We start from the raw sequence: 12,100 nt of genomic DNA, 5'->3' as shown, positions 1-12,100 counted from the left end.
TGAAGTAGCTGAATGTGTTTCCTATCGTAAAGGAGTGAACCTATTATGCAATCGTGGTTTGCCGCGCATCCGATCGTTTCCTATATCATCATTTTTGTGCTGATTACGTACGTGTACAACAAGGTATTTCGGGTGAAACAGAAGCTTCCGCTTTTGAAAGAAGTTCTCCTGTATATCTTAATGGCACTTGGTTCGGGTATGCTGCTCATTTTCCAAGTGGACAAGCTGCCTATAATCCAATGTTTGCTTGTAGCGGTAGCGCTGATGCTGATGGTTCGAATTCGCTATTTTGTCGAGGATCGTCAGAAGAGAAAATCTCAGACGGAGCCGAAGACACGCTAATTTACTAGCTGCAGGTTGATCCGGCAACTTTTTGCCAGTCACCCTCGTTTATAAGAGAGAGAAGTACACATGGTCCGATAAATACACCTTTTTGGGTGTGTTTATCGGACCTTCATCTAAATTGAGAAAAAAGGTGTTATGATTATGAGTTCAGGTCATAGTAATCTTCCTCCGAGAGCGAAAACCGGGGGGCAGAGCAAGAAGCAGCCGCCTCGTAAAAAGCCAAGCGGTGTGAAATCATTTTTTAAATTTATATTAATTCTTGTCTTGTTGGCCGTATTGGGTGTTGCCGTTTATGCTGGGAGTTTATATTTCAAAGCGGAGAACGGGGTTCTGGACACGGGGAATAACAATCCGGTACCTCCAGAGAAAGCTGCCACGGTGAAACCGATCACGATGCTGTTGCTAGGTTCAGATCATCGCCCTGAATCGGGGACGAATCTGACGGATGTGATGATGGTTGTGTCGATGAACCCGGATACGAATTCTGCTACAATGGTGTCTTTACCGAGGGATACGAGTATCCAGTTGGAAGGATATAAGTCAAATCAGAAGCTAAATGCATTCTATGGAGCCTTCAAAAGACAAGAGAAGGATAGTGGAATCAAAGCGGAAGAGCAGATGAAAACGATGTTTAGTAAGTATCTTGACGTCGAAATCGATTACGTAACTGTTCTGGATTTCCAAGGTTTTAGGGATGTTGTTGATGCCTTAGGTGGTGTCAGTGTAGATGTTCAGTACAATATGTGTTATAAGGATTCCGTGGATGGAACAGATATTAATCTAAAGGCCGGCCCACAAGAGTTAGATGGAAAACAGGCGCTGGATTATGTTCGCTATCGGAAATCAAACTGTAGCCCAAAAACCAAAGAATCCAATGACTTTGATCGGAACGCTCGTCAAAGTGAAGTACTTCACTCCTTGATTGACCGAATGAAATCGTTTGGTGGAGCGACTAAAGCATTTAAAGTTCTGGATGCGGTAGACGATAATATGACAACGGACATTGAAAAAGATCAGGTTAAAAATATGATCAAAGCCTATTTTGACATCAATAAACAAGATGTGAAATTCATGCCGGTTACAGGCGAATGGCGAAGTCCTTTCGTATACATTAATAACGAAGAACTTGAGAATGCCAAGCAGGCACTGAAAGATGAATTGGCCGGCAAGCATGTGCGCGAGTCAGAAGAGACAAATGCGGATTCTGAGCCTAAGTCGTGACAATTGAAGGCAAGTTTTACCCTGTGCTATAATACAATGTAATGAATAGACGTTCATTGTACAGGAGGCCGGTGTGATGTCCCAACCCGCTACGCAATTAACGGAAGCATTGATGAAGAAGCTGCAGCCAGAATCATTTATCCTATTGAATACTGTGGATGCTGAATCCGGAGGTCCGACCTCCAGTGTTGTGTCATGGATTTATCCTGTGAATGAATCAACACTTAGGCTGGCAATCGATCACCGTTCACGGCTCGTTGTCAATTTAAAGCGTAATCCGCTTGCTTCTGTGACGGTATTCTGTAATGAACAAGTTATTGCTATTAGTGGTCGTGCTGAAGTTCGGCAGGATCCGCTGGATGGGGTTCCTTTTGATATGTGTTGCTTCGACATTCATGTTGAATTTGTTCGAAATGCACTCTTTCATGGTATTCAACTTGCCGCTTCTCCTGAGTTTATTAAAATATATGACGAACAAGCAGCGGAAAAGCTCGACGGACAAGTTTTGGCTGCGATGAGAAAAGCCTAGTGATATGATCACTAGGCTTTTTTGTATGTACATGAAGAATGCTGTAAAAACATACGATCACTGTCGCTAGAGCTAGCAATCTGTCATAAACTGCTGGGTTACCAAATAAACCCCTTGTAATTCTGAAAGGGAGGTGATGGGCATAGAACGTTAATGAGCGGAGTATTCTTCGAACAAAGTGGTGGATTGTAATGATGGAGCAGTGGAGGGGAAACGATGAAGAAAATATTTGTACTGGATACCAACGTTCTGCTGCACGATCCCAATGCGATTTTTGCATTTGAGGAGCATGAAGTGGTCATACCTGCAGTCGTGCTAGAAGAAATCGACTCCAAGAAGCGAAACGCTGATGAACTCGGGAGGAATGCTCGTTCCGTATCACGTCTGCTCGACGGATTAAGGGAAAAGGGACAGCTTCATGATGGTGTTCCTCTAGATCATGGAGGCAGACTCAAGGTAGAGCTGAACCACCGCAGCTTTGTTAAGGTACAGGAGATGTTTTGCGAGGCCTCGAATGATAATCGGATTCTGGCTGTCGCTTTGAATTATAAATTAGAGGAAGACCCTAAAGATGATCCACGACCTGTCATTTTGGTGAGCAAAGATGTGCTCGTAAGGATCAAAGCAGATGTGCTTGGCGTTACTGCTCAAGATTATTTGTCTGATAGAACAGCGGATCCAAGTGAGTTGTATAGAGGCCACACCACACTTAAGGTACATCCTTCTGTAATTGATGAATTTTACAGTTATCGTTTTTTACTAATCAAGCCACTTCAATTGCCATATACACTTTACCCTAATGAATTTGTTATTCTAAAAGATGAGATGGGAACTGGAAAGTCTGCGCTATTACGTGTCAGCACGGATGCGACACGGCTTGAGCCTCTTTATTTAAGTAATGATCCTGTATGGGGAATATCCGCACGTAATGCTCAACAGCGCATGGCACTTGAACTATTGTTAAACGATGATATACCGCTTGTGACCATCACAGGAAAGGCGGGTACCGGCAAAACACTGCTCGCATTAGCTGCTGGTCTGTGCAAAGTTGAGGATGACCATAAATATAAAAAATTGTTGATTGCTCGGCCCGTTGTACCTATGGGAAAAGATATCGGATATTTACCAGGTGAAAAAGATGAGAAATTACGTCCCTGGATGCAACCGATCTACGACAACTTGGAGTATTTATTTGATACGAAAAAGTCAGGCGATATTGATAAAATCTTAATGGGCCTTGGGAGTATTCAAGTCGAAGCTCTTACTTATATTCGCGGGCGCTCTATTCCGGGGCAATTTATTATCGTAGATGAAGCTCAGAATTTATCAAGACATGAAGTGAAAACCATTGTCTCTCGTGCAGGTGAAGGCAGTAAAGTTATTCTAATGGGCGACCCGGAACAGATTGACCATCCTTATCTGGATGCCGTTAGTAATGGCTTAACGTACGTGGTTGAACGATTTAAGCAGGAGGGCCTCAGTGGTCATATTACGTTGACTAAAGGGGAAAGATCCAAGCTGGCTCAGTTAGCAGCAGATTTGCTGTAAGTACTATTTTCCGGGAAATGATATCATGATAATGAGGCCCGCTGTAGCTGAAAAGCTGCAGTGGGCTGTTTTTGCAGGTGCCGAGGGGAAGAATTCTAATCTAGAAAAAAATGGTCTTATGTAACTATGAAAAAAGGTAGGACAAGAGCCCTATAAGTCTGGTAAAATAAGGACAAGGCTCAAAAAGGAGTGGAGAAGGTATGAAACGGAAAAACTATTGGTTTTTATTTGCCATATTACTTCTGTCTTTAACCAGCCTATCTCCAAGCTTTGAATTTACTAAGAATGTAGGCAATCATACACCGGGGAAAGATCCTATCCCCCCTTCACAGACACCGGACACGCCAGAGAGTGATCTAGGTCCAATACAAATTGCTGTGCAGGTGAATGGTGATGAACTAGATAAGCTTAAACAGATGAATGAAGCGTTTATGAAAGAAACTGGTGCTGTTGTCGAGATCATTCCAATGGAATCTTTAGAATCCAATGAAGCCGGTTTGATGGGACAGATGAACTTGGGTGAAGGCCCAGATGTTTTATTAGTAGACAGTCAATGGATAAATTCTTTAGCGGTCAAAGGCTATTTACTTCCGATTGACGCCTCACAAACGGTTGTCCCTGATTCCCAGCTTCTTGGCGGACTTCTACCTCCTGTTCAGTGGAATGGATACCAATGGGGGATTCCATTTGATATGGACCCATACGTACTTCTCTGGAGCCCTGAAGGAGATCAATCTGAATTGCCCTCTAATCGGAAAGCTTGGCTTGAATATAAGAATAATAACGGGGATAGACCTGTGTTTGCTTTAGATCCCGAAGATCCGTATGCTTTCGCGTCGGTAGTATCTACTCTAGGTGGCGATCCAGCGCAACCTAATAAAGAAGTGATTTCGATGCTGGCTCCTTCAGTGGGAGACTCCTGGATTAATTTCATAGACACCAAGGGAGCAATAGCAGCGAGTACGGAGAGAAGTGAAGGCGGTAGTGCATCTGTCGTTATTGGTGCATATTCCTTATTAGGTCGTTATCTACCTGAAGGTAGTCAGCTGACACTTGTTAGTAATAACTCGAATTCCATGCAGCCTATCATAAAATCACGGAGTTTTGCAGTGACTGCACAAAGCGAATCTTCTTCGCTTGCAATGGCGTGGATTGCTAAAATGACTTCGAAAGATGCTGTACTAGCATGGACTGAGGCGACTGGTAATCTAACAGCTATATCTATGATTGATAACTATACTGATAGCGCTATCAATCATAGTAAGCACAGGGAAATTATTGAGCAGGTTACATCCATGATGGAACATGATGAAGCTATGAGGTTGAACTTTGGGCGAGACGATGGCTTTGGTACATATTCAAGTTCAGTTAGTGACCTTCTCCATGGCCGTATGAAGATCAAGGAGTTCTTGGAGCAATACAAGACGGCATCCCCCTAATAAAAAAAGAGAGCTACCGACTCCGGTAGCTCTCTTTTTTACATATCAAGTTCTAACTTAACCAATAGTAATTTATCGGCTGTATTGACTTCGGTAGCTTTTAGGAAAGATACGAGTTGCTTGGGATAGAAGTTCATGTCGAACTCATTTTGAAGTGCTTCACGTGTCGTATCAGGTAGCTCCAGTCGGTTAAATACAAGCTTATCTATCTGAAACATAATGGCGTTCTCGGGATCATTAATGATGGTGTATCTTCCTTCAATAAGTAGTGATAAATTTCCACTCTTACCCTCTGCGGATATCTTCCCATTGTCAAAATGAAATGCAAAAGTGTTAAAAATCTCATTCTGAGATCGAAGGAATTGATTGAGATCATCTTCATGAATACTAATGGAATACTCTTTACCGTTGGTTTTCAGCATGTTTTTACTACTCTGAATAAAGTCCGGGAGATTGTTCATGGCATCTGCCAATGCCTGAAAGTGACGCTTGAGTTCATACATACCTACGTTCTCCCAGTACAATGTGAACTCTTCGATCAACTTGGTCATCGCTTCAGGATTGCTGCTGGAGGCAATCGCTCCACCCACTTGTTTCTCTAGGGCAAGAACTCGCTCTCTTTGCTTCATAAGACGCTCTTTAACTTCAATCAACTGACTTGAAGTTCGGGCGGCTTCGGTCTGAGCTGACACTAATTCTTTATATTGCTGGTCGTAGGCTTTAAGGACGTTTTGGTCATTTTGTATAATCAGATCGTAAAAGTCCAGAATTCTAAAAAATTCAGTTAAGCTTTTTGCAGATAATAGAAGGCCCAGTAAGCTTTCACGCTCACCCATATAGTAAGCACGAAGGACAACTCCTGCCTGTTCTTGGCGTTCTTCGATATGTTGTTCTAGCTCGGAGATTGTGGCCTTTAATGACTGCTGCACTTGTTCAAGTTCCTTCTGTTTACTTGCAATCCGTTCAATCTCATGATCAATTTCCACAATCGAGAGACTGTCCTCTAGCAGCTTTCTTGCTTCTTCCGATTGGATATCTGGTGTGTCCGCGATAGCATATACGGATTTTGACCCAGTAATGGAGTGTGAAATGAGAAAAAAGCATAACGAAATCAATATGTATAGCCGTAGCCGTGGTTTAGGCGCAATCAAACGGGTATCCCCCTTGGCAAAAAGATCTGTTAATTAAGGAATAGGCATTCTCTCATTGTTAACCAATATATGATGGGGAAGACTCAAATATCAACCCTTGTCTTCCTTATTAATAAATTCGATATATTTATTTCTTTGAAAGCGCATTAAAAAAGCGACCGGCAAAAGAATGCCTGATCGCTTTTTTAACTTGTTTTCCTACACTGGGATGTTAGACTGGTAAGCCCATTTCAAAGATCGTCCAATAACTGAAACCGGTAAAGGTCACGATCATATAAGCCCAGAAGAGAAGAATATAAGTTCTCTCCGTGAAGTTCAGATATCCCAAGATCACGAAAAACGCTGTCTGCAGGAAGAAAAGCAAAGCCATTTCAACCATGTCCCCGGCAAACGCCATCAAACCGATGGTCAGGGTGAAAAAACCGAGTACTCGAAACATGCGTGCCACGATCGTATCCTCCTCTCATATGTACGGACAATGCTTATTGCTATGTACATTATAACGTTCTGGTAAAATCGTGTAAACGCCTAACTGACGAATATTTCCTTAAATTTCGAATTCGTGTGACTTTTGTTCTTGAAAATACGCTTATTTTGCATTTTTAACACAAATACCACCGAAAACGTATGTTATTTATTCAAAATGGAAATACATTTTAGTATCAAATAGATTCTATGAACTCTATGAGAAGCATAGGAATGAATTAAGCAGCTTTTATACCTTATTCAGCAACCGAATAATACGGTATTGAAGACGGTTATTTTAGGATGTCGTTAGGAGGGTTTTATGGTATGTCAGCAGTGAGACAGGATGCATGGAGCGCGGAGGATGATCTGATTTTAGCGGAGGTGACTCTTCGTCATATCCGGGAAGGAAGTACACAGTTATCAGCGTTTGAAGAAGTCGGTGAACGGATCGGCCGAACGTCAGCTGCCTGTGGTTTCAGATGGAACAGCTGTGTGCGTAAGAAATATGAGGATGCCATTAGTTTGGCAAAATCTCAGCGTCAGAAACGAAGCTACTACAAGAAACAAACAGCCGCAGTTCCACAAGTAGCAGGCTTGGCTCATGCCGAACTCGACCATGATAGCTATAAGAGTGAGGGTGCTAGTGAAGAAACGCTTTCCATCGATGCGGTAATCCGTTTTTTGCGTCAATGGAAGGGTGGATTGCAGGAAAGTGGACGTCAGTACAAGGTTCTTGAGAGAAACTTGCGTGAGAAGGATGAAGAGCTGAGTAGGCTTCGTAGTGAGAATGCCCGTCTATTAAAAGAAGTTAGTGAAGTGAAGACGGACTATCACGTAGTCAACGATGACTATAAGGCATTGATTCAGATTATGGACAGAGCTAGAAGACTGGCATTTCTCAATGAAGAGGAAGAAGAATTAAAGACCCGCTTCAAAATGGATGCCAACGGTAATCTAGAACGCATTGAGTAGTCATACTTGAGGCATGGGATAAATAACCCGCTCTAAGCGCATTTATAAGGCGCCAGAACGGGTTATTTGTATTTTTGTCTATTGTTCTGATATATACTAAAAGCTAAGATGAAACACCAGCAACGGAGGTTTATGTGATGACTATACATATTATTGGTGCAGGTTCACTTGGATTGCTGTACGGAGGTAGACTTGCAGCTAGTGGGTCTAATGTAGTCTTGTGGTGCCGTAGTACAGAGCAAGCCGAACAACTGCGATTAAATGGAATAACCATAGAAGAGAAAGATGAAGTGATTCAGATCTCCAGCGAGTTGTTTCAAGCGAAGTCGATTACGGAGTTCCATGAGCAAAGTGGTCCAGGGGAGCACGATTTTATTTTTTTGATGGTAAAACAAACGGGGATCGAGACAGCCGCTAGGGAACTTCTGTCCCCGTATTCATGCATGAAACGAAAATTGATTTGCTTTCAGAATGGAACGGGGCACATGGAACAACTACAACGAATGCTTCCTAACTGGTCGTTATTTGCAGCTATCACGACCGAGGGAGCAAAACGAGTGGGAGAGACCGAAGTAATACATGCGGGTGCCGGTTCTACCTGGATCGGACAGACAGGGACGTCTTCTATCGAAGGAAAACAATACTGCCATGAGACTGGACAATCAGAAAAAGCACTTGCTGCGTCTTTGGAAAGAGCAGGATTTGAGGTTTTTTTGTCGAATGATTTGGATGGCATGATCTATCGGAAACTGTTAATGAATGCTGTGATTAACCCGTTAACAGCTCTATGGCGGATCCCTAATGGTGCACTTCTTGAATCGGAAGAGCGTATTGCGTTCATGAGGGAACTTTATGAAGAGGGGATTACAGTTTATACAGCTTGCGGGATACCTTGGGATTCCGATTTATGGGAACAGATTCTAAAGGTGTGTCAATCCACTTCTCGTAACACGTCCTCTATGCTGAAGGATGTATTAGAAGGACGTACCACAGAGGTTACATCAATTAATGGAAGCATTGTTCGTATGGGCGAGAGTAAGGGGGTGCCAACGCCTGCTCACCGTCTAATATGGAAACTGATAGAAGGTATTCATGTGAAGGAGGCGTGAGAATGGATTTATTTATTGTTATGAGTGTGGCTCCAATCATACCGTTTGTTCTGATTTATTTGTTCGTCTATCTGCGAAAAAAAGATAAGAAGCAAGCTATGAGGCTTGCGATGGATGTAACCACTTTGTTTTTGGTTTTTTCTGTTTCCGCTCTTTTTAACATTTTGTTCCAGTCTAAATTTGGATTTTATTTAATTTTGTTACTGTTATTAATAACGGCAGGGCTGATTGGCGGAGCGCAGAACCGTTGGAAGGGACAGGTTGATGGGAAAAGATTATTTCGTGCAGTATGGCGGTTGGCATTCGTAACAACGAGCATTAGTTACATAATATTTACATTTTCTCTCATTATACTTAACATATTTAAAGTGATGTAAGGGCATGATATTGAACAAAACATTTACAATCATGTGTCATTAAACCTCGCAGGGAGATATTTCTCTCGGGGTTTTTATGGATTTTTTTGACCACTGGTTGTATAATCGATTAGCATATACCTAAAATCTATGAGGGGGAAACTGCAAGATGAAGAAACACAGAAGTCTTTTACTACTATTGACGCTGATTCTTGCCATCGGTACTGTGTTGGCCGGATGCGGATCCAACAACAAGAACGATGACCAGAGCGCAACCGGGGACAACGGGAAACCGAAAGAGCAAATTTTCCGTATGAACCTCGCATCAGAGCCTCCTACATTGGATCCAGGACAGTCTCAAGACAATAACTCGAATACGATCATTAATGCTGTATTTGAGGGCTTGACACGTAAAGGCGACAAAGGTGAGGCAGTACCAGGTGTGGCTGAGAAATGGGACATTTCAGAGGACGGCCTGAAGTACGTGTTTACGCTCCGCAAGGACGCTAAATGGAGCAATGGCGATCCGGTAACGGCTAAGGATTTTGAATACGCTTGGAAGAGAGTATTGGATCCTAAATTTATGCCTGCACCACCGTATGCTTACCAACTGTATTACATAAAGAATGCAGAAGCATACAACATGGGTGAGGTCAAGGATGCTAACGAAGTTGGCGTGAAAGCTACAGATGACTACACGCTGGAAGTTACACTTGAGAACCCAACACCATATTTCCTAAGTCTAACAGCATTCCAAACATATTATCCGATTCACCAATCGGCGAAAGATAACGATAAATGGGCGACAAAAGCAGATACGATCATTGCGAATGGTCCTTTCAAAATCGCATCGATTACGAAAGGTCAAAAGATCGAATTGGCTAAAAACGACCAATATTGGGATAACAAATCCATCAAACTAGAAAAAGTAGTGATGAGTATCGTAAACAGCTCTGCTACAGAGCTTTCTAGTTACCGTAACAATGAGCTAGACTATGCCGGACACCCTGTAGGAAACATTCCAACAGACCAGCTTCAAGCCGTTAAGAAAGAAATGCCGAACGAGCTTAAAATCAAAGGTATAGCTTCTACTTACTTCTATGTGTTCAACACAACGAAAGAGCCGTTTGACAATGTGAATATCCGTAAAGCTTTTGCTATGGCTATTGATCGTCAAGCGATTGTTGAGAAGATTACACAAGGTGGACAAACACCTGCATTCGGTTTCGTACCTCCAGGTATTAAAGGTGAGAAAGACGAGTATCGTAAAGAAGTAGCGGATTCCTATTTCACAGAGGACCTTGCAGAAGCGAAGAAATTGCTTGAACAAGGGATGAAGGAAAAGGGTTACACTACTTTGCCAGAAGTTACATTGATTCATAACTCCGATGATAACCACAAGAAGATTGCTTTGGCGATTGCTGATATGTGGAAGAACAATCTGGGTGTTAACGTGAAAGTTCAGAACCAAGAGTGGGGCGTGTTCTTGAAGAACCGTACAAACTTGGATTATCAAGTGGCTCGTTCCGGTTGGGGCGCTGACTACAACGATCCGATGACTTACATCGATATGTGGACTTCCGGTAGCGGAAACAATGACACCGGCTTCAAAAATGAAGAGTATGACAAACTTGTAAGAGAAGCATACGCAACTAGCGATAATGCTAAGCGTATGGAACTTATGGCTAAAGCTGAGAAAATCTTGGTTGAGGACAATCAAATTGTTATGCCAATCTATTACTACTCTAGCGTCTCATTGGTTAAACCTTGGATGAAGAACATTAATATCGACTTCAAAGGGGATCTTGATTTTACACGCGCATATGTTGAGTAATCTTAATTAGAGGTTGCGTTTCGGGATATATATGTGGGGAATTCCCTCATATATATCCCGATTTTTTATATTATGTTGACATTGCCAAATCTTGTTTTAATTGGTGGAACTTATAGAATTGATTATTCGTTCTCGTGTTTATTACAATAAAACTAGAATTGAGCATAGAACAATACATCAAGGGGGATGCGGGATGCTGAGGTATGTAGCGAGTAAGTTCTTTTACATGCTTGTATCGTTGTTCATATTGATCTCAGCCACATTTTTTCTCATGAAAGCCATACCTGGTGATCCATTCATGGGGGAAAAGAAGCCGTCGCCTGAAATATTGGCGAGGTTGATGGAGCAATATGATCTGGATAAACCGATTTTTCAGCAGTACACGAAATATTTAGGAAATATCGTACAAGGTGATTTTGGATTATCGATGAAGCAACAAGGTCAAAGTGTAACAGATATTATTACTGAGACATTTGCACCTTCTTTAAAATTAGGACTAATCGCGATTGTTGTTTCGGTTATAGTCGGCGTACTGCTAGGTATGTTGGCAGCCCTCTATCATCGAAAATTAATTGATAATGTCGCTATGATTGTTTCCGTTTTAGGAATTGCAGTCCCAAGCTTTGTGCTTGCTTCCTTGCTTCAATACGTGCTTGGTGAAAAAGCAGGCTTGTTTAACGTAATGGGGTTTGACGGTCCGCTTGATTATGTACTTCCGGTAATGGCACTTGCTGCCCAGCCGATTGCGTTTATCGCACGCTTAACTCGTTCGAGTATGCTTGAAGTTCTTCACTCAGATTATATTAAAACCGCTAAAGCTAAAGGTCTTAACTGGTTCGCTATCATGTTCCGTCATGTTATCCGAAATGGTATTTTACCTGTCGTAACCTATGTGGGTCCCATGACAGCAAATATTATTACAGGTTCCGTTGTTATTGAGCAGATCTTTGGCATCGGCGGTATTGGTAAGCAGTTTGTTGATAGTATTACAAATCGTGATTACACGGTTATTATGGGAATTACTATTTTCTACGGCATCCTGTTGATGCTTGCTCGTTTCTTAACCGATATTGTTTATGTATTAGTAGATCCGCGTATTAAACTGAGTGGCGGGAAGGAGGGCTAACA

12 protein-coding genes are annotated in these 12,100 nt (G+C 42.2%); 10 read left to right on the top strand and 2 right to left on the bottom strand.

The genetic code is table 11. The features are described from left to right. Window positions 1-45: 45 nt before the first annotated feature. From AC3WJJ_RS07270 to AC3WJJ_RS07250, 5 genes are all read left to right on the top strand, one after another. Window positions 46-342, top strand: coding sequence for a YlaH-like family protein (locus AC3WJJ_RS07270; RefSeq protein ID WP_492539228.1), 297 nt, complete (start codon window positions 46-48; stop codon window positions 340-342). A gap of 144 nt (window positions 343-486) precedes the next feature. After that, window positions 487-1,566, top strand: coding sequence for an LCP family protein (locus tag AC3WJJ_RS07265; protein WP_492539226.1), 1,080 nt, complete (start codon window positions 487-489; stop codon window positions 1,564-1,566). Window positions 1,567-1,642: 76 nt separating this feature from the next. Continuing rightward, window positions 1,643-2,095: a pyridoxamine 5'-phosphate oxidase family protein gene (locus tag AC3WJJ_RS07260; protein ID WP_492539224.1), complete on the top strand. Its 453-nt coding sequence runs from the start codon at window positions 1,643-1,645 to the stop codon at window positions 2,093-2,095. Between the two features lie 216 nt (window positions 2,096-2,311). Next, window positions 2,312-3,643 (top strand): PhoH family protein, encoded by a 1,332-nt coding sequence (locus tag AC3WJJ_RS07255; protein ID WP_422660355.1) that lies wholly within the window; start codon window positions 2,312-2,314, stop codon window positions 3,641-3,643. Between the two features lie 200 nt (window positions 3,644-3,843). Continuing rightward, the gene (locus AC3WJJ_RS07250) at window positions 3,844-5,082 is read left to right on the top strand and encodes an extracellular solute-binding protein (protein ID WP_492539222.1); all 1,239 of its coding nucleotides are present in this window, start codon (window positions 3,844-3,846) and stop codon (window positions 5,080-5,082) included. A gap of 38 nt (window positions 5,083-5,120) precedes the next feature. Here AC3WJJ_RS07250 and AC3WJJ_RS07245 read toward each other — a convergent pair whose 3' ends face one another. Both AC3WJJ_RS07245 and AC3WJJ_RS07240 read right to left on the bottom strand, forming a co-directional pair. Then, the gene (locus tag AC3WJJ_RS07245) at window positions 5,121-6,233 is read right to left on the bottom strand and encodes a coiled-coil domain-containing protein (RefSeq protein ID WP_492539220.1); all 1,113 of its coding nucleotides are present in this window, start codon (window positions 6,231-6,233) and stop codon (window positions 5,121-5,123) included. Between the two features lie 211 nt (window positions 6,234-6,444). Further along, on the bottom strand, window positions 6,445-6,681 hold the full coding sequence (locus AC3WJJ_RS07240; protein ID WP_379249930.1) for a DUF2626 domain-containing protein: 237 nt from the start codon (window positions 6,679-6,681) through the stop codon (window positions 6,445-6,447). 344 nt (window positions 6,682-7,025) lie between these two features. Between AC3WJJ_RS07240 and AC3WJJ_RS07235 the strand changes: the two genes are divergently transcribed. From AC3WJJ_RS07235 to AC3WJJ_RS07215, 5 genes are all read left to right on the top strand, one after another. Beyond that, window positions 7,026-7,673: an RsfA family transcriptional regulator gene (locus AC3WJJ_RS07235; RefSeq protein ID WP_422660358.1), complete on the top strand. Its 648-nt coding sequence runs from the start codon at window positions 7,026-7,028 to the stop codon at window positions 7,671-7,673. A gap of 137 nt (window positions 7,674-7,810) precedes the next feature. Beyond that, window positions 7,811-8,782 (top strand): ketopantoate reductase family protein, encoded by a 972-nt coding sequence (locus AC3WJJ_RS07230; protein ID WP_492539218.1) that lies wholly within the window; start codon window positions 7,811-7,813, stop codon window positions 8,780-8,782. Between the two features lie 2 nt (window positions 8,783-8,784). Then, window positions 8,785-9,159 (top strand): DUF3397 domain-containing protein, encoded by a 375-nt coding sequence (locus AC3WJJ_RS07225; RefSeq protein ID WP_492539216.1) that lies wholly within the window; start codon window positions 8,785-8,787, stop codon window positions 9,157-9,159. A gap of 148 nt (window positions 9,160-9,307) precedes the next feature. Next, on the top strand, window positions 9,308-10,972 hold the full coding sequence (locus tag AC3WJJ_RS07220) for a peptide ABC transporter substrate-binding protein (RefSeq protein ID WP_492539214.1): 1,665 nt from the start codon (window positions 9,308-9,310) through the stop codon (window positions 10,970-10,972). Between the two features lie 193 nt (window positions 10,973-11,165). Further along, the gene (locus AC3WJJ_RS07215; protein ID WP_422660362.1) at window positions 11,166-12,098 is read left to right on the top strand and encodes an ABC transporter permease; all 933 of its coding nucleotides are present in this window, start codon (window positions 11,166-11,168) and stop codon (window positions 12,096-12,098) included. The last annotated feature ends 2 nt before the right edge of the window (window positions 12,099-12,100 follow it).

The organism is Paenibacillus sp. FW507-14B1B (assembly GCF_058781425.1).
The sequence above is the reverse complement of the archived record's forward strand: the minus strand, read 5'-3'. Positions and strand labels throughout refer to the sequence as shown.